This is a genomic window from Rhizobium sp. MHM7A (assembly GCF_005862215.1).
GTDB classification, from domain to species: Bacteria; Pseudomonadota; Alphaproteobacteria; order Rhizobiales; family Rhizobiaceae; genus Rhizobium; species Rhizobium bangladeshense.
Window position 1 is genome coordinate 294,598 of the sequence record NZ_VCHT01000008.1, and the last position, 22,884, is coordinate 317,481.

18 protein-coding genes, 3 tRNA genes and 1 pseudogene are annotated in these 22,884 nt (G+C 59.5%); 19 read left to right on the forward strand and 3 right to left on the reverse strand.

Annotated elements, in window-relative coordinates; genetic code table 11:
* Positions 1-23 precede the first annotated feature (23 nt).
* Positions 24-421: pseudogene (locus FFR93_RS41595) on the forward strand (hypothetical protein).
* A 216-nt stretch (positions 422-637) separates the two neighbouring features.
* Here FFR93_RS41595 and FFR93_RS41025 read toward each other — a convergent pair.
* Both FFR93_RS41025 and rlmB read right to left on the reverse strand, forming a co-directional pair.
* On the reverse strand, positions 638-796 hold the full coding sequence (locus FFR93_RS41025; RefSeq protein ID WP_171049253.1) for a hypothetical protein: 159 nt from the start codon (positions 794-796) through the stop codon (positions 638-640).
* Between the two features lie 122 nt (positions 797-918).
* Positions 919-1,833, reverse strand: coding sequence for a 23S rRNA (guanosine(2251)-2'-O)-methyltransferase RlmB (gene rlmB / locus FFR93_RS25145; RefSeq protein WP_138395160.1), 915 nt, complete (start codon positions 1,831-1,833; stop codon positions 919-921).
* A gap of 202 nt (positions 1,834-2,035) precedes the next feature.
* On the opposite strand from rlmB, the gene FFR93_RS25150 reads away from it, so the two are divergent.
* The 14 genes from FFR93_RS25150 to rpoC all read left to right on the forward strand — a co-directional run bounded on the left by FFR93_RS25150 (position 2,036) and on the right by rpoC (position 17,728).
* A tRNA-Tyr gene (locus FFR93_RS25150) sits at positions 2,036-2,120 on the forward strand.
* Positions 2,121-2,144: 24 nt separating this feature from the next.
* Positions 2,145-2,218: transfer RNA gene (locus tag FFR93_RS25155), tRNA-Gly, on the forward strand.
* A 343-nt stretch (positions 2,219-2,561) separates the two neighbouring features.
* Complete coding sequence (gene tuf / locus FFR93_RS25160; RefSeq protein ID WP_064706966.1) at positions 2,562-3,737, forward strand: elongation factor Tu; 1,176 nt, start codon at positions 2,562-2,564, stop codon at positions 3,735-3,737.
* A 202-nt stretch (positions 3,738-3,939) separates the two neighbouring features.
* On the forward strand, positions 3,940-4,074 hold the full coding sequence (locus FFR93_RS41975) for a hypothetical protein (protein ID WP_009996098.1): 135 nt from the start codon (positions 3,940-3,942) through the stop codon (positions 4,072-4,074).
* Positions 4,075-4,246: 172 nt separating this feature from the next.
* Positions 4,247-5,140 (forward strand): NAD(P)-dependent oxidoreductase, encoded by an 894-nt coding sequence (locus FFR93_RS25165; RefSeq protein ID WP_138395161.1) that lies wholly within the window; start codon positions 4,247-4,249, stop codon positions 5,138-5,140.
* Positions 5,141-5,306: 166 nt separating this feature from the next.
* Positions 5,307-5,382: transfer RNA gene (locus FFR93_RS25170), tRNA-Trp, on the forward strand.
* A 193-nt stretch (positions 5,383-5,575) separates the two neighbouring features.
* Positions 5,576-5,776: a preprotein translocase subunit SecE gene (gene secE / locus FFR93_RS25175; protein WP_064706968.1), complete on the forward strand. Its 201-nt coding sequence runs from the start codon at positions 5,576-5,578 to the stop codon at positions 5,774-5,776.
* A 17-nt stretch (positions 5,777-5,793) separates the two neighbouring features.
* The gene (nusG, locus tag FFR93_RS25180; RefSeq protein WP_007791989.1) at positions 5,794-6,324 is read left to right on the forward strand and encodes a transcription termination/antitermination protein NusG; all 531 of its coding nucleotides are present in this window, start codon (positions 5,794-5,796) and stop codon (positions 6,322-6,324) included.
* A 177-nt stretch (positions 6,325-6,501) separates the two neighbouring features.
* Entirely contained in the window at positions 6,502-6,933 is a 432-nt protein-coding gene (gene rplK, locus FFR93_RS25185) for a 50S ribosomal protein L11 (protein ID WP_064706969.1), read from the forward strand.
* Between the two features lie 4 nt (positions 6,934-6,937).
* Positions 6,938-7,639 carry a 50S ribosomal protein L1 gene (rplA, locus tag FFR93_RS25190; RefSeq protein ID WP_064706970.1) on the forward strand — a complete coding sequence of 234 codons (702 nt, stop codon included), beginning with the start codon at positions 6,938-6,940 and terminating at the stop codon, positions 7,637-7,639.
* Between the two features lie 330 nt (positions 7,640-7,969).
* Positions 7,970-8,488, forward strand: a complete 519-nt coding sequence (gene rplJ, locus FFR93_RS25195; protein ID WP_008521410.1) for a 50S ribosomal protein L10 — start codon at positions 7,970-7,972, stop codon at positions 8,486-8,488.
* Between the two features lie 56 nt (positions 8,489-8,544).
* The gene (gene rplL / locus FFR93_RS25200) at positions 8,545-8,928 is read left to right on the forward strand and encodes a 50S ribosomal protein L7/L12 (RefSeq protein ID WP_011424974.1); all 384 of its coding nucleotides are present in this window, start codon (positions 8,545-8,547) and stop codon (positions 8,926-8,928) included.
* Positions 8,929-9,187: 259 nt separating this feature from the next.
* On the forward strand, positions 9,188-13,330 hold the full coding sequence (rpoB, locus tag FFR93_RS25205) for a DNA-directed RNA polymerase subunit beta (protein WP_064706971.1): 4,143 nt from the start codon (positions 9,188-9,190) through the stop codon (positions 13,328-13,330).
* Between the two features lie 189 nt (positions 13,331-13,519).
* Positions 13,520-17,728: a DNA-directed RNA polymerase subunit beta' gene (gene rpoC / locus FFR93_RS25210; protein WP_064706972.1), complete on the forward strand. Its 4,209-nt coding sequence runs from the start codon at positions 13,520-13,522 to the stop codon at positions 17,726-17,728.
* Between the two features lie 101 nt (positions 17,729-17,829).
* On the opposite strand, the gene FFR93_RS25215 is transcribed toward rpoC, so the two are convergent.
* Positions 17,830-18,123 carry a hypothetical protein gene (locus FFR93_RS25215; protein WP_064706973.1) on the reverse strand — a complete coding sequence of 98 codons (294 nt, stop codon included), beginning with the start codon at positions 18,121-18,123 and terminating at the stop codon, positions 17,830-17,832.
* 495 nt (positions 18,124-18,618) lie between these two features.
* Between FFR93_RS25215 and rpsL the strand changes: the two genes are divergently transcribed.
* The 4 genes from rpsL to tuf (FFR93_RS25235) form a co-directional block, all read left to right on the forward strand.
* The gene (gene rpsL, locus FFR93_RS25220; RefSeq protein ID WP_003547537.1) at positions 18,619-18,990 is read left to right on the forward strand and encodes a 30S ribosomal protein S12; all 372 of its coding nucleotides are present in this window, start codon (positions 18,619-18,621) and stop codon (positions 18,988-18,990) included.
* A gap of 78 nt (positions 18,991-19,068) precedes the next feature.
* The gene (gene rpsG / locus FFR93_RS25225; protein ID WP_004669085.1) at positions 19,069-19,539 is read left to right on the forward strand and encodes a 30S ribosomal protein S7; all 471 of its coding nucleotides are present in this window, start codon (positions 19,069-19,071) and stop codon (positions 19,537-19,539) included.
* 29 nt (positions 19,540-19,568) lie between these two features.
* Complete coding sequence (gene fusA / locus FFR93_RS25230; RefSeq protein ID WP_064706974.1) at positions 19,569-21,668, forward strand: elongation factor G; 2,100 nt, start codon at positions 19,569-19,571, stop codon at positions 21,666-21,668.
* A gap of 68 nt (positions 21,669-21,736) precedes the next feature.
* Positions 21,737-22,884: elongation factor Tu (gene tuf / locus FFR93_RS25235; protein ID WP_138395162.1), on the forward strand; the 1,148-nt coding region annotated here is incomplete at its 3' end.

Genomic DNA, 22,884 nt, shown 5'->3' on the forward strand with positions numbered 1-22,884 from the left:
CGCGTTTTCCTTGATGAACCTGCCTGAAGGATTGCTTCAGCAGCAATTCAGCCGCTGCGGCGCAGTGTCTCCTCATCGTCAATGAGGAAACAGCCATGAAGTTCGCGCTTTTCTGACCGCAGCCATTTCCCTCGGTGCGGCCTTTGCGGCCTTTGCGCCTGCCGCAACCATGCCCGTCGGCCGGCCGCCGGTCTCCGCGCAAAACGGTATCGTCCAGGTTCATGACAGCTGGCGACACGACAGTTGGCGAGACGACCGTGACTGGCGCGGTGATCGTGACTGGGGCGATCGCCGCGATTGGCGCCGATCCGAATGGCGTTATGAACGCCGCCATTGGCGGCCATGGCGTGCAGAGCGCTGGGAAGAGCGCCGCGAGTGGCGCCGTTACGATCGCGACATGCCGCGGCTATACCGCAGCTGAGCATAAGGCGTTCGGCTCAATGCGCGACGGGTTCGTTGACTCTCGCCTCAATCCTGTCGCCATTGCCGGTCTGTCCGGCACCGGAAGGTGACATCATCGCGATGCTGAGCACAGAGGCGACCATGACGGCGACGATGGCGATCATTATGCGCATAAGCGTTTAATCCTCGTTCGGCTGGGGATTAACGCGCAATCGTCGTCCGCGTTCCTCTTGGCCTATTGCACCGGTCCCGGCGTCGCGGGGCCGGGCGTCGTCGGCGACAGGGGGTCGGGCTGGCGGACGGGATGCGACGTGTCCACCCAGATGATGCTGAGGATGATTCCCACCAACGCCGCAATGAAGAGGATACCGAAAATCAGCGGTCGAATGGCCATATAGGAATCCTCCTTCTTGCTTGTGACCGGTCGCTACGATCGATCACTGCCCGATCATAAAGCTCCAGAAGGTCATTCCAAGGCAGAACTGGCTTTTTCCCGGCTCTAGCCTTGCGTCGCGATCAGCGCGCAGCCTTTGCGCCGGACTCCGGCTTGAGGTAGAGCCGCGCCGCATAAAGCGCGATTGCCGCGGCATTGGAAACGTTCAGCGATTTGATTGCGCCGGGCATGTCAAGGCGGGCAAGCGCGCTAACGGTTTCGCGCGTCTTCTGCCTCAGCCCCTTGCCCTCCGAGCCGAGCACCAGCGCCACCTTGTCGCCTGAGAAGGTGCTTTCGAGCGGCGCCGGCCCTTCCGAATCGAGGCCGATCGTGGAAAAGCCGAGCTTGTGCAACTCACCGATCGCATCGGCGAGATTGGTGATCTGTATATAAGGTATCAGCTCCAGAGCACCCGAGGCGGATTTGGCGAGCACGCCTGACTCGGTCGGGCTATGTCTCTGGGTGGTGATAACGGCACCGGCATTGAAGGCAACTGCCGAGCGCATGATCGCGCCGACATTGTGCGGATCGGTGACTTGGTCGAGCACCAGCAGGAGAGGGCTGTCCTTTAGCGCCTCGAGCCGGCGCGTCGGTAGCGGCCGTGTTTCAAGCATGACGCCCTGATGGATAGCGTCGGGACCCAGCACCTTGTCGATCTCGTGCGGCGGGACGATTTCGAAGGGAATGCCGAGCGTATCGACATCGATTTCCAGACGCGCGAGCGCATTCTGGGTCGTAAACAGCTTGATCTTCTTGCGCTCTGGATTGTCGAGGGCGGCGCGCACCGTATGCAGGCCGTATAGATACACTTGGTCGGGCGCGAGCGCCGGCGGCTTCCAGTCCTCGGCTCCACGCCTGCGCTTCTGTGGCTGGGGCGTCGGAATCTCCCCGCGTTCGCGCTTGGCGTCACGGTGCGCACGCCTCAGATTGGCGTAGTGCGTATCCTTGGCTGATGGGTCTGACGCGGCCTTGCCGCCGGATTTGTTGTCTTTGCTCATGCGGCTTTATAGCCATGGCGTTCGCTGCCGCATAGGCTTTCTTTCATGTGCCGGCTTTCGGCAGTGAATGAAATTTTTCGTGTTTTTTCCATTGTCATCGTGTTGACAGACGGAAATGCTCCGGTCATATACGCGGCGCAGACGACGGGCGGCAACGCTTCGAAGTCTGACGAACTTGGTCTTCAAGATCCGGACGAAAACTGGAGAGATGCCCGAGTGGTTAAAGGGGACGGACTGTAAATCCGTTGGCTCAGCCTACGTTGGTTCAAATCCAACTCTCTCCACCATTCGTCATCGGATCTGACCATCCCGCGGGTATAGCTCAATGGTAGAGCAGCAGCCTTCCAAGCTGAATACGCGGGTTCGATTCCCGCTACCCGCTCCAGTCCCCCCTGTAAAGTCAGCTGATGCGATCGCAGCCGCAATCGTCACGAGCGACGTTTTCCAGCCGCACGGGTAAGGCTGGCCCCTGTTGCCGCAGGCAAGGGGTTTCAATGCCGGCGGCTGCGGGTCATTCTTGGCGATGCATTCGATTTTCTCTAAGATTCCAGCGAATTTTGGAAGGGCCGAGGCGAATCGCCTTGCAGGCGGCGAATTGTCTCCCATATGCGCTGTCACGCCAAGATTGGCGTCTGTAATTAGGTCTTGCGCAATTTCGCCGAAAGCCTTAAACGGCGGCACTAAACCGGTTCGCCGGGGCCACCATTTCGTTCACAGGAAGCATTCAAATGGCAAAGAGTAAGTTTGAGCGCAACAAGCCGCACGTCAACATTGGCACGATCGGCCACGTTGACCACGGCAAGACGTCTCTGACGGCAGCGATCACGAAGTACTTCGGTGAGTTCAAGGCGTATGACCAGATCGACGCGGCTCCGGAAGAGAAGGCGCGCGGCATCACGATCTCGACGGCGCACGTTGAGTATGAGACCCCGAACCGCCACTACGCGCACGTCGACTGCCCCGGCCATGCCGACTACGTTAAGAACATGATCACCGGTGCAGCGCAGATGGACGGCGCGATCCTGGTTTGCTCGGCTGCTGACGGCCCGATGCCGCAGACGCGTGAACACATCCTGCTGGCCCGCCAGGTCGGCGTTCCGGCGATCGTTGTGTTCCTGAACAAGGTCGACCAGGTTGACGACGCCGAGCTTCTCGAGCTTGTTGAGCTTGAGGTTCGCGAGCTTCTGTCGTCCTACGACTTCCCGGGCGACGACATTCCGGTAGTCAAGGGTTCGGCGCTTGCTGCTCTTGAAGATTCGGACAAGAAGATCGGCGAAGACGCGATCCGCGAACTGATGGCTGCGGTTGACTCCTATATCCCGACGCCTGAGCGTCCGGTTGACCAGCCGTTCCTGATGCCGATCGAAGACGTGTTCTCGATCTCGGGCCGTGGTACTGTGGTGACCGGCCGCGTCGAGCGTGGCATCGTCAAGGTTGGTGAAGAAGTCGAGATCGTCGGCATCCGTCCGACGTCGAAGACGACGGTGACCGGCGTTGAAATGTTCCGCAAGCTGCTCGACCAGGGCCAGGCTGGCGACAACATCGGCGCGCTGATCCGCGGTGTTAACCGTGACGGTGTCGAGCGTGGTCAGATCCTGTGCAAGCCGGGCTCTGTCAAGCCGCACAAGAAGTTCAAGGCAGAAGCCTACATCCTGACGAAGGAAGAAGGCGGCCGTCATACGCCGTTCTTCACCAACTACCGTCCGCAGTTCTACTTCCGCACGACCGACGTTACCGGCATCGTGACGCTGCCGGAAGGCACGGAAATGGTCATGCCGGGCGACAACGTCACGGTTGACGTCGAGCTGATCGTTCCGATCGCGATGGAAGAAAAGCTGCGCTTCGCGATCCGCGAAGGCGGCCGCACCGTCGGCGCAGGTATCGTCGCTTCGATCGTCGAGTAACCTTTCAGGTTATCCACAGTCACGGAGACCCCGCTGGAAACAGCGGGGTTTTTCGTTTTTGATTGATCCGAGCGGTTTAACAGGTGTTGTAAAAATATCGTTAAAAATGCCCGTCACAGTATTTTGTTCATCTCACGTTCAGAAAGCGGTTGTGGTTGGCTCATTTTAGTCCAGACTCTTTATTGTAAAGAGGAGAGTCGGGATGATTCCAAAGGCCACATTCGTTGCGACGATATTCGCAATGTATGTTTTCACGATGTTTTTCATCGCTGCGATTCCACAAGAGGTCGTTCAGTCGGCCGGAGTGCAGGTGGATGAGGTAAGCATCGTCAAGTGACGTGCTTCCAGCTCATCGCAGGGGCTGCGGTGATAGGGCAATAATTGGCCAGGTGCTCCCGGATCGGGTGCTCCTGGCGCGGCGGGGTTAAACCCCTTGCAGGACGCTCGCTTGCTCTTCGCGCGGAAGCGTCTAACTATGCCTCCGGTTTCATGATGCGGAGGACATTTCCATGAAGAAGCGGATTCTATTCACAGGCGGTTCCGGCAAGGCAGGTCGCCACGCCGTGCCGTGGCTCGTCAAATCAGGCTACGAGGTTCACAACCTCGATCTCGTGCCGCTGGACAGCCCCGGCGTCACCAATCTCATCGCCGACATCACTGATAGCGGCCAGGTCTTCAATGCGCTGTCGATGCATCGCGATTTTCCCGATCTCGACGCGGGCAGGGGCGTTCAGCCCTTCGATGCCGTCGTGCATTTCGCCGCCATTCCGCGCATCCTGATCAAGCCCGACAACGAGACCTTCCGCATCAACACGATGGGCACCTACAATGTCATCGAGGCGGCGGTGAAGCTCGACATCCGGAAGATCATCGTCGCGTCGAGCGAGACGACCTACGGCGTCTGCTTCGCAGAAGGTCATCGCGATTTCCACCAGTTTCCGCTGGAGGAGGATTACGATGTCAATCCGATGGATTCCTACGGGCTTTCCAAAGTGGTCAACGAAAAGACGGCGCGCGCCTTTGCCGAAAGGTCGGGCTTCGACATCTATGCGCTGCGAATCGGCAACGTTATCGAGCCGCACGAATACGAGAGGTTCCCCACCTATTTTGCCCATCCCGAGATGCGCAAGCGCATCGCCTGGAGCTATATCGATGCTCGCGACCTCGGGCAGATCTGCCATCTCTGCATCGAGAAGGACGGGCTCGGTTACCAGGTCTTCAATGCCGCTAACGACACCGTTTCGGCCAATACGCCCTCGAGGGAGCTTGCAAAGCGATTCTTTCCGAACGTGCCCTTCACCCGCGAGATCGGTGAATATGAAGGGCTGCTTTCGAACCGCAAGATCCGGGAAGTGCTGGGGTTCAAGGAAGAACACGACTGGCGGAAATATGTGAGTGTCTGAAGGCTTTCCGGCCACGCGCTTGAAAGCCGGACGCTTTCAATGCGCATAAGGGCTTTGAAAATCGAAAATCGTGCTTGCCAATCCGCTGCCGCCGTCTTAAAGGGAGCGCCATGCATTTCGGCAGCGATTTGCGGGCCTTGGCCCGGGCGCTGAAGGATAGGCATGAAGGGGTATAGCTCAGTTGGTAGAGCGGCGGTCTCCAAAACCGCAGGTCGGGGGTTCGAGCCCCTCTGCCCCTGCCATCTTCCCTGATGCGGACAGCGCGGCGGTGCTCGCGGCAATCCGGCCGGGGATCGATCGGTGGCAAGTAATTTCGTTAAACTTCGGTTTCCCTCTTGTGTATTCGGAAATCGGTGTTTATTTAGGGTTCAACAGACACGCGGTGCGTGGGGCTGATAGTTTCAGCTTTACGCGCCGTAATTGCGTGGGCAGTCGATGGCATCCAAATCCAATCCATTTGCGTTTCTGCAGCAGGTCCGCTCCGAGACGTCCAAGGTCACATGGCCGTCGCGCCGCGAGACGATGATCTCGACGGTTATGGTGCTGGTGATGGTGGTTTTTGCCGCGCTGTTTTTCTTTGCCGCTGACCAGTTGATCGGCTGGGTCCTGAGCTTCGTGCTCAATATCGGCAACTGATACGGGTGGAGATGAAAATGGCGGCACGTTGGTACATCGTCCACGCGTACTCGAATTTTGAAAAGAAGGTGGCTGAAGACATCGAGAACAAGGCTCGCCAGAAGGGGCTTGAGCACCTGTTCGAGAAGATCCTCGTGCCGACCGAAAAGGTTGTGGAAGTGCGTCGCGGCCGCAAGGTCGATAGCGAGCGCAAGTTCTTCCCGGGTTATGTCCTGGTCCGCGCCAATCTGACGGACGAGGCTTACCATCTGATCAAGAATACACCGAAGGTCACGGGTTTCCTCGGCTCCGACAATAAGCCTGTTCCGATTCCCGATTATGAAGCCGAGCGCATTCTCGGCCAGGTTCAGGAAGGCGTCGAGCGGCCGAAGGCATCCGTTACATTCGAGATCGGCGAGCAGGTCCGCGTTTCCGACGGCCCCTTCGCCTCGTTCAATGGCACGGTTCAGGATGTGGATGAAGAGCGTTCACGCCTGAAGGTGGAAGTGTCGATCTTTGGCCGTGCAACGCCGGTCGAACTGGAATACGCGCAGGTCGAGAAGGTCTGATCGCTGGAGATTGGAGGCTGGTCCTTGTGACCTGCTTCCAGCGGACCTGGTCCGCATCCGCGTGGAAGGTGAGGGGTCTTAGCCGGGCCTCAATGATCCGCACCACGCAACCGCAGCCGCCGGAGCGATCCGGCATCACGGGCCGGGCGACCGGCCGTTCATGAAAGGCAGAGAGATATGGCTAAGAAAGTTGCAGGCCAGCTCAAGCTTCAGGTCAAGGCAGGATCGGCAAACCCGTCCCCGCCGATTGGTCCGGCGCTTGGTCAGCGTGGTATTAACATCATGGAATTCTGCAAGGCGTTCAATGCCGCCACGCAGGAAATGGAAAAGGGTATGCCGATCCCGGTCGTCATCACCTATTACCAGGACAAGTCCTTCACCTTCGCGATGAAGCAGCCGCCGGTCAGCTATTGGCTGAAGAAGGAAGCAAAGATCACCTCCGGTTCCAAGACGCCCGGCAAGGGCCCCAAGGCCGGCTCCCTCACCAAGGCTCAGATCAAGACGATCGCAGAAGCCAAGATGAAGGACCTGAATGCAGCGGATATCGAAGGCGCAATGGCGATGATCGAGGGCTCTGCCCGCGCCATGGGCCTGGAAGTGGTGGGTTAAGATCATGGCTGGTAAGCGCACACGCAAGATCAACGAAGGTGTTGATCCCACCAAGCTCTACGCTCTGACCCAGGCCATCGGCATGGTCAAGGAGCGGGCTACCGCGAAATTCGATGAAACCATCGAAGTTTCGATGAACCTGGGCGTTGACCCCCGCCATGCGGACCAGATGGTTCGCGGCGTCGTCAACCTGCCGAACGGCACGGGCCGTACGGTTCGCGTCGCCGTCTTCGCTCGTGGCGCCAAGGCTGACGAAGCCAAGGCTGCCGGTGCCGATGTTGTTGGCGCTGAAGACCTCGTCGAAATCGTCCAGGGCGGCAAGATCGAATTCGATCGCTGCATCGCCACCCCCGACATGATGCCGCTCGTCGGTCGTCTCGGTAAGGTTCTCGGCCCGCGCGGCATGATGCCGAACCCGAAGGTTGGCACCGTCACCATGGACGTCGCCGGAGCCGTCAAGGCTTCCAAGGGTGGCGCCGTCGAGTTCCGCGTCGAAAAGGCTGGCATCGTTCACGCCGGCATCGGCAAGGCCTCTTTCGACGCCAAGGCTCTGGAAGAAAACATCCGGGCCTTTGCTGACGCCGTCATCAAGGCGAAGCCGGCTGGCGCCAAGGGCAACTATGTCAAGCGCGTGGCGATTTCCTCGACCATGGGCCCGGGCGTCAAGATCGAAGTTGGCTCGGTCACCGCGGCTCCGACTGCATAAGTTTATGGTCGGGCTTGCGCCCGGCGACTGAATTTCCGGCCTCGCAAGGGGCCGGAATATTCCGGAGAAATCCGGAATCCTGTCCGAGATTGCAGGTGGTTTTCCCTTAATCACTTGGCCTGCATGAGACGGGTAAGACCCGAATTGCAAGAAGTTCGCTTCTAGGAACTCGGTTCGAGCCTTGGATGCCTTGTGCCTCTTTAGCCTTGATTGGCGCGGAGCGCGAGGGGACAGGATCCTCAAGCGTCGCTTGGGATCGCTTTTGATCCCAAGGGGCAAAAGGCAACCCGGTGGGGCCGTTCAAATGGTCCCGCCAACTGGAGATAGGCAGTGGAAAGAGCGGAAAAACGCGAATTCGTCACGGAACTGAACGAAGTCTTCAAGGCTTCGGGCTCGGTTGTCGTGGCCCACTATGCTGGTGCTACAGTCGCACAGATGAACGATTTTCGTTCGAAGATGCGCGCTGCTGGCGGCACCGTCAAAGTCGCGAAGAACCGCCTGGCCAAAATTGCCCTTCAGGGTACGGAAGCGGAAGGGATTTCCAATCTCTTCAAGGGTCAGACCCTCATTGCTTACAGCAATGATCCGATCACCGCTCCGAAGGTCGTCATGGATTTCGCCAAGACCAACGACAAGATCGTGGTTCTCGGCGGCGCCATGGGCACGACAACGCTGAACGCCGAAGGTGTCAAGTCGCTCGCGACCCTGCCTTCGCTGGACGAACTGCGTGCGAAGCTGCTGGGCATGATCCAGACCCCGGCTACCCGCATTGCAGGCGTTGTTGCAGCACCGGCAAGCCAGCTTGCTCGCGTGTTCTCGGCCTACGCCAAGAAGGACGAAGCCGCTTAAGGCGGTTTTTCGCTGTACATACTCAACAGTTCGAACCGAACAAAAGGAACTAGAAAATGGCTGATCTCGCAAAGATCGTTGAAGACCTCTCCTCGCTGACCGTTCTGGAAGCTGCAGAACTGTCGAAGCTTCTCGAAGAAAAGTGGGGCGTTTCCGCCGCTGCTCCGGTAGCTGTTGCTGCCGTTGGTGGCGCTGCAGGCGGCGCAGCTGCTCCGGCTGAAGAAGAAAAGACTGAGTTTGACGTCATCCTCACGGATGCTGGCGCCAACAAGATCAATGTCATCAAGGAAGTCCGCGCCATCACCGGCCTCGGCCTCAAGGAAGCCAAGGACCTCGTCGAAGGCGCTCCGAAGGCTGTCAAGGAAGGCGTTTCCAAGGCTGAAGCTGCCGACATCAAGAAGAAGCTTGAAGACGCAGGCGCAAAGGCCGACGTCAAGTAATCTTGAACTGCACGTGGGAGGCGGCATTTACTGCCTCCCATTTGCCGTTTTTCTGAACGAATTACCCAAAAGCCGCGTGAAAACGGCTTTTGGGTAATGGGTTCTTCAAGAGCATGGTCTCGAACCGAAGCGCCAAGGCAATCCGGCCTGGCCGTTTCGGGAGGTGGGACGAGGTTGAACTACTCATTGATCGGCGGGGTCGACTGGCCATCGGTTCCCGTCCGTTGCAGGCCCGGATGCAATTTTTGAAGGAGCGACGATGGCTCAGACCCTTTCGTTCAATGGTCGCAGGCGCGTACGCAAGTTTTTTGGTAAGATCCCCGAAGTCGCAGAAATGCCGAACCTCATTGAGGTTCAGAAGGCGTCCTACGACCAGTTTCTGATGGTTGAAGAGCCGAAGGGCGGTCGCCCCGACGAAGGCCTTCAGGCTGTCTTTAAGTCCGTTTTCCCGATCACCGACTTCTCCGGCGCCTCGATGCTGGAGTTCGTGTCCTATGAATTCGAGCCGCCGAAGTTCGACGTTGACGAGTGCCGCCAGCGCGACCTGACCTATGCCGCGCCGCTGAAGGTCACTCTCCGTCTCATCGTGTTCGATATCGACGAAGATACCGGTGCGAAGTCGATCAAGGACATCAAGGAACAATCCGTCTACATGGGCGACATGCCGCTCATGACCAACAACGGCACGTTCATCGTCAACGGCACCGAGCGTGTCATCGTCTCGCAGATGCACCGTTCGCCAGGCGTCTTCTTCGACCATGACAAGGGCAAGAGCCATTCTTCCGGCAAGCTGCTCTTTGCTGCCCGCGTCATTCCCTATCGCGGCTCCTGGCTCGATATCGAATTCGACGCCAAGGACATCGTCTACGCCCGTATCGATCGCCGCCGTAAGATCCCCGTCACGTCGCTCCTGATGGCGCTCGGCATGGACGGCGAGGAAATCCTCGACACCTTCTACACGAAGTCGCTCTACAAGCGCGACGGCGAAGGCTGGCGCATTCCCTTCAAGCCGGAAACGCTCAAGGGCGCCAAGGCGATCACCGACATGATCGACGCCGATACTGGCGAAGTCGTCGTGGAAGCCGGCAAGAAGCTGACCCCGCGTCTGCTGCGCCAGCTCTCGGAGAAGGGCCTGAAGGCCTTGAAGGCCGGTGACGACGACCTTTACGGCAACTACCTCGCCGAAGATATCGTCAACTACTCGACGGGTGAGATCTATCTCGAGGCCGGCGACGAGATCGACGAGAAGACGCTTGCCGTTATCCTCGCGAACGGTTTCGACGAGATCCCGGTTCTCGGCATCGACCACATCAATGTCGGCGCCTATATCCGTAACACGCTTGCTGCAGACAAGAACGAGAACCGTCAGGATGCTCTGTTCGACATCTATCGCGTCATGCGCCCGGGTGAACCGCCGACGATGGAATCGGCCGAAGCCATGTTCAACTCGCTGTTCTTCGACGCGGAGCGTTACGACCTCTCCGCCGTCGGCCGCGTCAAGATGAACATGCGTCTCGATCTCAACGTAGAGGACACCGTTCGCATCCTGCGCAAGGATGACATCCTGGCTGTGGTCAAGATGCTGGTCGAACTGCGTGACGGCAAGGGCGAGATCGACGACATCGATAACCTCGGCAACCGTCGCGTCCGCTCGGTCGGCGAGTTGATGGAGAACCAGTATCGTCTCGGCCTGCTCCGCATGGAGCGCGCGATCAAGGAACGCATGTCCTCGATCGAGATCGACACGGTCATGCCGCAGGACCTGATCAACGCCAAGCCGGCTGCCGCAGCCGTCCGCGAATTCTTCGGTTCCTCGCAGCTCTCGCAGTTCATGGATCAGGTCAACCCGCTCTCGGAAATCACCCACAAGCGCCGTCTTTCGGCCCTTGGCCCGGGCGGTCTGACCCGCGAGCGCGCCGGCTTCGAAGTCCGCGACGTGCATCCGACCCATTACGGCCGCATCTGCCCGATCGAAACGCCGGAAGGCCCGAACATCGGTCTGATCAACTCGCTTGCGACCTTTGCCCGCGTCAACAAATACGGCTTCATCGAAAGCCCGTACCGCCGCATCGTCGACGGCAAGGTGACGAACGACGTGCTCTACCTCTCCGCCATGGAAGAGGCGAAGTATTACGTCGCCCAGGCCAACGCCGAGCTCAACGCCGATGGTTCTTTCGTCGACGAATTCGTCGTCTGCCGTCACGCGGGTGAAGTTATGCTCGCGCCCCGCGACAGCATGAACCTGATGGACGTTTCGCCGAAGCAGGTTGTTTCGGTTGCCGCAGCGCTCATTCCGTTCCTGGAAAATGACGACGCCAACCGCGCCCTCATGGGCTCGAACATGCAGCGTCAGGCCGTACCGCTGCTGCGTGCCGAAGCGCCGTTCGTCGGCACCGGCATGGAGCCGGTCGTCGCGCGTGACTCCGGTGCCGCTATCGGTGCCCGCCGCGGCGGCGTGGTCGACCAGGTCGACGCGACGCGTATCGTTATCCGCGCCACGGAAGACCTCGAAGCCGGCAAGTCCGGCGTCGATATCTACCGGCTGCAGAAGTTCCAGCGTTCGAACCAGAACACCTGCGTCAACCAGCGTCCGCTGGTCACCGTAGGTGACGTCGTCAACCGCGGCGACATTCTCGCCGATGGCCCATCGACCGATCTCGGCGACCTGGCGCTCGGCCGCAACGCGCTCGTCGCGTTCATGCCCTGGAACGGCTACAACTACGAAGACTCGATCCTGCTCTCCGAGCGCATCGTTGCCGACGACGTGTTCACCTCCATCCACATCGAGGAATTCGAAGTGATGGCGCGCGACACCAAGCTTGGCCCGGAGGAAATTACCCGCGATATCCCGAACGTTTCGGAAGAAGCGCTGAAGAACCTCGACGAAGCCGGCATCGTCTACATCGGCGCCGAGGTTCAGCCAGGTGATATCCTCGTCGGCAAGATCACGCCGAAGGGCGAAAGCCCGATGACGCCGGAAGAAAAGCTTCTGCGCGCCATCTTCGGCGAAAAGGCCTCCGACGTGCGCGACACGTCCATGCGCATGCCGCCCGGCACCTACGGTACGATCGTCGAAGTCCGTGTCTTCAACCGCCATGGCGTCGAGAAGGACGAGCGCGCGATGGCGATCGAACGCGAAGAGATCGAGCGTCTCGCAAAGGACCGCGACGACGAGCAGGCGATCCTCGACCGTAACGTCTATGGTCGTCTGATCGACATGCTGCGCGGCCAAGTCTCGATTGCCGGCCCGAAGGGCTTCAAGAAGGGTACCGAACTTTCGAACGCCGTCGTCTCCGAATATCCCCGCTCGCAGTGGTGGATGTTCGCCGTCGAGGACGAGAAGGTCCAGAGCGAACTCGAAGCGCTCCGCGGCCAGTACGACGAGTCCAAGTCGCGCCTTGAACAGCGCTTCATGGATAAGGTCGAGAAGGTTCAGCGCGGCGATGAAATGCCTCCGGGCGTCATGAAGATGGTCAAGGTCTTCGTCGCCGTGAAGCGTAAGATCCAGCCGGGCGACAAGATGGCCGGCCGTCACGGGAACAAGGGCGTGGTCTCGCGCATTGTGCCTGTCGAGGACATGCCGTTCCTCGAAGACGGCACGCATGTCGACGTCGTTCTGAACCCGCTCGGCGTGCCCTCGCGCATGAACGTGGGCCAGATCCTGGAAACGCACCTGGGTTGGGCTTGCGCCGGCATGGGTCGCCAGATCGGTGAACTGATCGAAGCTTATAAGGCGAACGGCAACATCGAGCCGCTGCGCAAGACCATCGGCGATGTCGTCGGTGCCGGTCCGAAGGCCGAGCAGGTCCAGGACTTCGACGACGAGTCCGTTCTGCGTCTCGCCGATCAGTGGAAGCGCGGCGTTTCGATTGCAACGCCGGTGTTCGACGGCGCGAACGAAGGCGATGTCAACGAGATGCTGCGTCTGGCAGGTCTCAAGGACACCGGCCAGTCGACGCTTTACGACGGCCGTACCGGCGAGCAGTTCGACCGCCAGGTGACAGTGGGCTACATCTACATGCTGAAGCTCAACCACCTGGTCGACGACAAGATCCACGCCCGTTCGATCGGTCCTTACTCGCTCGTGACCCAGCAGCCGCTGGGCGGCAAGGCGCAGTTCGGCGGTCAGCGCTTCGGCGAAATGGAAGTCTGGGCGCTCGAAGCTTATGGCGCAGCCTACACACTGCAGGAAATGCTCACGGTGAAGTCGGACGACGTCGCCGGCCGCACCAAGGTCTACGAGGCGATCGTCCGTGGCGACGACACCTTCGAGGCGGGCATTCCGGAAAGCTTCAACGTTCTCGTCAAGGAAATGCGCTCGCTGGGTCTCTCGGTCGAGCTGGAGAACTCCAAGGTCGAGGATCTGCAGGCTGCAAGTCAGCTGCCGGACGCCGCCGAGTAACCACTTGATAGGGTGTGCGCTCTTAAAAGGGCGCACACCGTTCCCGCCAAGGCCCCGTAACGTGTCGGCCGGGCAGGGACGCTTTTGCCGCATTCTGCGGTTATTGTCGTTTTAAGCGATGGCGCGGCTCCCGGGATTTGCCGCCAACCTCGCAAGCTAAGGGCGCTTTCGCCCATGAAGGAGACAGGCATGAACCAAGAGGTCATGAATCTTTTCAATCCGCAGGTGCCTGCACAGAATTTCGATTCCATACGGATTTCGATCGCGTCTCCGGAGAAGATCCTCTCCTGGTCCTACGGTGAGATCAAGAAGCCGGAAACCATCAACTACCGTACGTTCAAGCCTGAACGCGACGGTCTGTTTTGCGCGCGCATCTTCGGGCCGATCAAGGACTACGAATGCCTGTGCGGCAAGTACAAGCGAATGAAGTACAAGGGCATCATCTGCGAAAAGTGCGGCGTCGAAGTCACGCTGTCGCGCGTTCGCCGTGAGCGCATGGGCCATATCGAGCTCGCCGCTCCCGTTGCCCACATCTGGTTCTTGAAGTCGCTGCCGTCGCGCATTTCGACGCTGCTCGACATGACGCTGAAGGATGTCGAGCGCGTCCTCTACTTCGAAAACTATATCGTCACCGAGCCGGGCCTGACCGCGCTCAAGGAGCACCAGCTCCTGACGGAAGAAGAGTACATGCTTGCCGTCGACGAATACGGCGAAGACCAGTTCACGGCCATGATCGGTGCGGAAGCCATCTATGAGATGCTCGCATCGATGAACCTGGAAAAGATCGCTGGCGATCTGCGTTCCGAGCTTGCCGACACCACGTCGGACCTCAAGCAGAAGAAGCTGATGAAGCGCCTGAAGATCGTCGAGAACTTCATGGAGTCTGGCAACCGCCCGGAATGGATGATCATGAAGGTCGTTCCGGTGATCCCGCCGGATCTGCGCCCGCTCGTTCCGCTCGACGGTGGCCGTTTCGCGACGTCCGATCTCAACGATCTCTATCGCCGCGTCATCAACCGTAACAATCGTCTGAAGCGCCTGATCGAATTGCGCGCCCCCGGCATCATCATCCGCAACGAAAAGCGCATGCTGCAGGAATCTGTCGACGCGCTCTTCGATAACGGCCGCCGCGGCCGCGTCATCACCGGCGCCAACAAGCGTCCGCTGAAGTCGCTGTCCGACATGCTGAAGGGCAAACAGGGTCGCTTCCGTCAGAACCTGCTCGGCAAGCGCGTCGACTATTCCGGCCGTTCGGTTATCGTCACCGGTCCGGAGCTGAAGCTGCATCAGTGCGGTCTTCCGAAGAAGATGGCGCTCGAGCTCTTCAAGCCCTTCATCTATGCCCGTCTCGATGCGAAAGGTTATTCCTCGACCGTCAAGCAGGCCAAGAAGCTCGTCGAGAAGGAAAAGCCTGAGGTCTGGGATATCCTCGACGAGGTCATCCGCGAACATCCGGTTCTCCTGAACCGCGCACCGACGCTGCACCGCCTGGGCATCCAGGCCTTCGAACCCACCCTGGTCGAAGGCAAGGCCATCCAGCTGCACCCGCTCGTCTGCACGGCCTTCAACGCCGACTTCGATGGCGACCAGATGGCTGTTCACGTGCCGCTGTCGCTCGAAGCTCAGCTCGAAGCCCGCGTGCTGATGATGTCGACCAACAACATCCTGCATCCGGCGAACGGCGCTCCGATCATCGTTCCCTCGCAGGATATGGTTCTCGGCCTTTACTACCTGTCGATCCTGAATCAGAACGAGCCGGGCGAAGGCATGGCCTTCTCCGATCTCGGCGAGCTGCATCACGCACTGGAAAACAAGGTCGTCACGCTGCACACCAAGATCCGCGGCCGCTTCAAGTCGATTGGCGAGGATGGCAAGCCTTACTCGAAGATCTATGAGACGACGCCTGGCCGTCTGCTCATCGGCGAACTACTGCCGAAGAACGGCAAGGTTCCCTTCGACATCTGCAACCAGGAAATGACCAAGAAGAACATCTCCAAGATGATCGACACGGTCTACCGCCATTGCGGCCAGAAGGACACGGTCATCTTCTGCGACCGCATCATGCAGCTCGGCTTCGCCCACGCCTGCCGCGCCGGCATTTCGTTCGGCAAGGACGACATGGTCATTCCGGCCACCAAGGCGAAGATCGTTGCCGACACCGAAAACCTGGTGAAGGAATACGAGCAGCAGTACAATGACGGTCTCATCACGCAGGGCGAAAAGTACAACAAGGTTGTCGACGCCTGGGGCAAGGCGACCGAAAAGGTCGCCGAAGAGATGATGGCGCGCATCAAGGCGGTGGAATTCGACGAGAACACCGGCCGTCAGAAGCCGATGAACTCGATCTACATGATGAGCCATTCCGGCGCCCGCGGTTCTCCGAACCAGATGCGCCAGCTGGGCGGCATGCGCGGCCTCATGGCCAAGCCGTCGGGTGAAATCATCGAGACGCCGATTATCTCGAACTTCAAGGAAGGTCTGACCGTCAACGAGTACTTCAACTCAACGCACGGCGCCCGTAAGGGTCTGGCAGACACCGCCCTGAAGACCGCCAACTCCGGCTACCTGACCCGCCGTCTCGTCGACGTCGCGCAGGATTGCATTGTTACGCACGTCGATTGCGGCACCGAAACCGGCCTGACCATGACCGCCATCGTCGATGCGGGCCAGGTCGTCGCTTCGCTCGGCGCCCGTATCCTCGGCCGCACGGCGCTTGACGACATCGACCATCCGGTGACGGGTGAGCGCATCGTCGATGCCGGCAAAATGATCCTCGAGCCCGATGTCATCGAGATCGAGAAGGCCGGTATCCAGTCGATCCGCATCCGCTCGGCCCTGACCTGCGAAATCCAGACGGGCGTCTGCTCGGTCTGCTACGGCCGCGACCTCGCGCGCGGTACGCCTGTCAACATGGGCGAAGCCGTCGGCGTCATTGCCGCTCAGTCGATCGGCGAGCCGGGAACCCAGCTCACCATGCGTACCTTCCACCTTGGCGGTACGGCAACCGTGGTCGACCAGTCGTTCCTGGAAGCCTCGTACGAAGGTACGGTGCAGATCAAGAACCGCAACGTTCTGCGCAACTCCGAAGGCAGCCTCGTTGCCATGGGCCGTAACATGACCGTCCAGATTCTGGACGAGCGCGGCGTCGAGCGCTCCTCGCAGCGCGTCGCCTACGGTTCGAAGCTGCATGTGGACGAAGGCGACAAGGTCAAGCGCGGGCAGCGTCTGGCTGAGTGGGACCCGTATACCCGTCCGATGATGACGGAAGTCGCCGGTACCGTTCAGTTCGAAGACCTCGTCGACGGCCTCTCGGTTCTCGAAGCGACCGACGAATCCACCGGCATCACCAAGCGCCAGGTCATCGACTGGCGTTCGACACCACGCGGTTCGGACCTTAAGCCGGCAATCGTCATCAAGGACGCCAATGGCAATGTCGCCAAGCTGTCTCGCGGTGGCGACGCTCGCTTCCTGCTGTCGGTCGACGCGATTTTGTCCGTCGAGCCGGGCACGAAGGTCTCCCAAGGTGACGTTCTCGCCCGTTCGCCGCTCGAAAGCGCCAAGACCAAGGACATCACCGGTGGTCTGCCGCGCGTTGCCGAGCTGTTCGAGGCACGCCGTCCGAAAGACCATGCCATCATCGCAGAGATCGATGGTACGATCCGCCTCGGCCGCGACTACAAGAACAAGCGTCGCGTCATCATCGAGCCGGCTGAAGACGGTGTCGAGCCTGTCGAATACCTGATCCCGAAGGGCAAGCCCTTCCACCTTCAGGACGGCGACTATATCGAAAAGGGTGATTATATCCTCGATGGTAACCCGGCTCCGCACGACATCCTGGCGATCAAGGGCGTAGAGGCTTTGGCTTCCTACCTCGTCAACGAAATCCAGGAAGTCTATCGTCTGCAGGGCGTGGTCATTAACGACAAGCACATCGAGGTCATCGTCCGTCAGATGCTGCAGAAGGTGGAGATCACCGATGCAGGCGACTCGACCTATATCGTCGGCGACAATGTCGATCGGATCGAGCTCGAAGACGTCAACGACCACCTGATCGAGCAGGGCAAGAAGCCCGCCCGCGGCGAGCCGGTCCTTCTCGGCATCACCAAGGCGTCGCTGCAGACTCCGTCCTTCATCTCGGCCGCGTCCTTCCAGGAAACGACCAAGGTGCTGACGGAAGCTGCGATCGCCGGCAAGACCGACGGCCTGCAGGGTCTGAAGGAAAACGTCATCGTCGGCCGCCTCATTCCGGCCGGTACCGGTGGCACCATGACCCAGATCCGCCGTATCGCCACCTCGCGCGACGAGCTGATCCTCGAAGAGCGGCGCAAGGGCAGCGGCGCAGCCGTTGCCACCCCGATGCTGCAGGATATGGCTGAAAACGCTCCGGCCGCGGAATAATTCGCAGCTGACGCCCACGAATTGAAAAACCGCCCGGAGCGATCCGGGCGGTTTTCGTTTGTGCTATTCTCTGATTGATCGGGGGAGGGAAGGCGTTCCCGTCAGTTGAACCGGATGATCGCGACCTCGCCATCAATCGCACCCTGATAGGCCGAGGCGTGCGGCTCTTCCGCCGGAACTTCGGTTAGCATGCCGATCTGATCGAGATCAGCCTCGATGAAGCCCTCCTCGGCAAGGGCGTTCAAGGCTTCGCGCACCGCGGTGTCGTCATCGGGCGCCTTCAGCAGAATGTGCAGGTCGATGCCTTCGCTGGCCTCGGACTCGTAGCCCTTGCCGATGATGATGAAGATCATAGGCCCGTCGAAGTTATTGTCGTTGTCAGGTGTCGTGATCATCGCCTGTCCTCGGTTCTGGAGATTCGCTTTGTCGAATCCGCTGAGAGGACCTAACGCCGCAATTGCTGATTCCTTAACCGCTTTTGCTGCAAGGCCCAAGTTTTTATCTTGGCGCACGTCCCTGAATGCGTCTAGAAGGATGAAAACAGGGCGTTCGGCCCGCATATCAAGGTGATGTGGCCAAGTTTATTTCTTAATCGGCCTTGACGAGAAGGGTGGAAACCAGTAGTACCCCGCCCATCAGATCCCATGTGAGGCTTGGCTGTTCGGAGCGACGCGCCCTGAAGTTCACCTCAAACAAGGTTCTAAACGCACGTTGAAGTCATGATGCTGCACGCATGACGCATGGTTTCATGCGTCCTCTGCTCCTTGTGGTCCATCTGCGGAAGCGGATCGGGCCATATTTTGCGCATTGACAGAAAGTGTGCGTCATTGCCGGAGACGGCGTGAGTTCAAGCCCGCAAGGGTACTGAGATAAACGTAAGGGATGGTTGAATGCCTACCGTAAACCAGCTGATCCGCAAGCCTCGCCAGGCGAACGTAAAGCGTAATAAGGTTCCCGCTCTCCAGGAGAACCCGCAGAAGCGCGGCGTTTGCACGCGCGTCTACACGACCACGCCGAAGAAGCCGAACTCGGCTCTGCGTAAGGTCGCAAAGATCCGCCTGACCAACGGCTTCGAAGTCATTGGTTATATTCCCGGCGAAGGTCACAACCTTCAGGAACACTCTGTCGTCATGATCCGTGGCGGCCGCGTCAAGGACCTTCCGGGTGTCCGCTACCACATCATCCGCGGCGTTCTCGATACCCAGGGTGTCAAGAACCGCAAGCAGCGCCGCTCCAAGTACGGCGCGAAGCGTCCGAAGTAATTCGGGTTTGAATAATCCGGCGCTGCGCGAGGTCCTCCGCGTGGTAAAGCGCCTTAACGGTTGAAGAGACGAAAAAGTATGTCCAGACGTCATAAAGCAGAAAAGCGCGAGATCAATCCGGATCCGAAGTTCGGTGACCTCGTCGTGACCAAGTTCATGAATGCCATCATGCTCGATGGTAAGAAGTCCGTTGCTGAAAACATCGTCTACGGTGCGTTCGACGCCGTCCAGGGTAAGTCCAAGCAGGAGCCGCTTTCGGTTTTCCATTCTGCGCTCGACAACATTGCCCCGCACGTTGAAGTCCGCTCGCGCCGCGTCGGTGGTGCGACCTACCAGGTTCCGGTCGATGTCCGTCCGGAGCGCCGCCAGGCTCTCGCCATTCGCTGGCTGATTGCTGCCGCCCGCAAGCGCAACGAAACTACCATGATCGACCGTCTGTCCGGCGAACTGCTCGATGCGTCCAACAACCGCGGCTCGGCCGTCAAGAAGCGCGAAGATACGCACAAGATGGCTGACGCCAACCGCGCGTTCTCGCATTATCGCTGGTAATTCCGAACGGTATCGAAAGGCAGTCCACCATGGCTCGCGAATATAAGATCGAAGACTACCGTAATTTCGGTATCATGGCGCATATCGACGCCGGCAAGACCACGACCACCGAGCGTATCCTTTACTACACCGGCAAGTCGCACAAGATCGGCGAAGTCCACGACGGCGCAGCCACCATGGACTGGATGGAGCAGGAGCAGGAGCGTGGCATCACGATCACCTCGGCTGCTACCACGACCTTCTGGAAGGGCCGTGACGGCAAGATGCGCCGCTTCAACATCATCGACACTCCCGGCCACGTCGACTTCACCATCGAAGTCGAGCGTTCGCTGCGTGTTCTCGACGGCGCCATCGCGCTGCTCGACGCCAACGCCGGCGTGGAGCCGCAGACGGAAACCGTCTGGCGCCAGGCTGAGAAGTATAACGTTCCGCGGATGATCTTCTGCAACAAGATGGACAAGACCGGTGCGGACTTCTACCGCTCGGTCGAGATGATCAAGACTCGTCTTGGCGCCACCGCTGTCGTCATGCAGCTGCCGATCGGCGCTGAAAGCGACTTCAAGGGCGTTGTCGACCTCGTCGAAATGAACGCCCTGATCTGGCGTGACGAATCGCTCGGCGCTCAGTGGGACGTCGTCGAGATCCCGGATGACCTGAAGGCCAAGGCTGAAGAATATCGCGAGAAGCTGATCGAGACCGTTGTCGAGATCGACGAAGCTGCGATGGAAGCCTATCTCGAAGGCAACATGCCCGACAACGATAAGATCCGTGAGCTCGTTCGCCGCGGTACAATCGACGTCAAGTTCCATCCGATGTTCTGCGGTACCGCCTTCAAGAACAAGGGCGTTCAGCCGCTGCTCGACGCCGTCGTCGACTACCTGCCGTCGCCGCTCGACATTCCGGCGATCAAGGGCATCGACTTCAAGACCGAAGCCGACATCGAGCGTCATGCAGACGATGCCGAGCCGCTTTCGATGCTGGCCTTCAAGATCATGAACGACCCCTTCGTCGGTTCGCTCACCTTTGCCCGCATCTACTCCGGCAAGCTTGAAAAGGGCTCTTCGGTTCTGAACACGGTCAAGGACAAGCGCGAGCGCGTCGGCCGCATGCTGCAGATGCATTCCAACTCGCGTGAAGACATTGAAGAAGCCTTTGCAGGCGACATCGTTGCTCTCGCCGGCCTCAAGGAAACCACCACTGGCGATACGCTCTGCGACCCGCTGAAGCCGGTTATCCTCGAGCGCATGGAATTCCCCGAGCCGGTGATCCAGATCGCCATCGAGCCGAAGTCTAAGGGTGACCAGGAAAAGATGGGCCTTGCGCTCAACCGCCTGGCAGCTGAAGACCCGTCCTTCCGCGTGAAGACGGACCAGGAATCCGGTCAGACGATCATTGCCGGCATGGGCGAACTGCACCTCGACATCATCGTCGACCGCATGCGCCGCGAGTTCAAGGTTGAAGCAAACGTCGGTGCGCCGCAGGTTGCTTATCGCGAAACGATCACGCGCCAGACCGAAGAAGACTACACGCACAAGAAGCAGACCGGTGGTACCGGCCAGTTCGCGCGCGTCAAGATCATCTTCGAACCGAACCCGGATGGCGAAGACTTCAAGTTCGAATCCAAGATCGTCGGCGGTGCCGTTCCGAAGGAATACATCCCCGGCGTTCAGAAGGGTATCGAAAGCGTCCTGTCCTCTGGTCCCCTGGCTGGTTTCCCGATGCTCGGCGTCAAGGCGACCCTCATCGACGGCGCCTTCCACGACGTCGACTCCTCGGTCCTGGCGTTCGAAATCGCTTCCCGCGCTTGCTTCCGTGAAGCAGCCAAGAAGGCCGGCGCTCAGCTCCTCGAGCCGATGATGAAGGTCGAAGTCGTCACCCCGGAAGATTACGTCGGCGACGTTATCGGCGACCTCAACTCCCGCCGTGGCCAGATCCAGGGTCAGGAAAGCCGTGGTATCGCGGTTGTCATCAGCGCCAACGTTCCGCTGGCGAACATGTTCAAGTACGTCGACAACCTGCGTTCCATGTCGCAGGGCCGCGCTCAGTACACGATGACCTTCGATCACTACGCACCGGTCCCCTCGAACGTCGCAACCGAAATCCAGGCAAAGTATTCCGGTCAGAAGTGACCGGAATACCAATTGACCGATAACAAGAATTAGATCCCCTCGGGGACTAGCAAAACGGAGAGCCGAAAATGGCAAAGAGTAAGTTTGAGCGCAACAAGCCGCACGTCAACATTGGCACGATCGGCCACGTTGACCACGGCAAGACGTCTCTGACGGCAGCGATCACGAAGTACTTCGGTGAGTTCAAGGCGTATGACCAGATCGACGCGGCTCCGGAAGAGAAGGCGCGCGGCATCACGATCTCGACGGCGCACGTTGAGTATGAGACCCCGAACCGCCACTACGCGCACGTCGACTGCCCCGGCCATGCCGACTACGTTAAGAACATGATCACCGGTGCAGCGCAGATGGACGGCGCGATCCTGGTTTGCTCGGCTGCTGACGGCCCGATGCCGCAGACGCGTGAACACATCCTGCTGGCCCGCCAGGTCGGCGTTCCGGCGATCGTTGTGTTCCTGAACAAGGTCGACCAGGTTGACGACGCCGAGCTTCTCGAGCTTGTTGAGCTTGAGGTTCGCGAGCTTCTGTCGTCCTACGACTTCCCGGGCGACGACATTCCGGTAGTCAAGGGTTCGGCGCTTGCTGCTCTTGAAGATTCGGACAAGAAGATCGGCGAAGACGCGATCCGCGAACTGATGGCTGCGGTTGACTCCTATATCCCGACGCCTGAGCGTCCGGTTGACCAGCCGTTCCTGATGCCGATCGAAGACGTGTTCTCGATCTCGGGCCGTGGTACTGTGGTGACCGGCCGCGTCGAGCGTGGCATCGTCAAGGTTGGTGAAGAAGTCGAGATCGTCGGCATCCGTCCGACGTCGAAGACGACGGTGACCGGCGTTGAAATGTTCCGCAAGCTGCTCGACCAGGGCCAGGCTGGCGACAACATCGGCGCGCTGATCCGCGGTGTTAACCGTGACGGTGTCGAGCGTGGTCAGATCCTGTGCAAGCCGGGCTCTGTCAAGCCGCACAAGAAGTTCAAGGCAGAAGCCTACATCCTGACGAAGGAAGAAGGCGGCCGTCATACGCCGTTCTTCACCAACTACCGTCCGCAGTTCTACTTCCGCACGACCGACGTTACCGGCATCGTGACGCTGCCGGAAGGCACGGAAATGGTCATGCCGGGCGACAACGTCACGGTTGACGTCGAGCTGATCGTTCCGATCGCGATGGAAGAAAAGCTGCGCTTCGCGATCCGCGAAGGCGGCCGCACCGTCGGCGC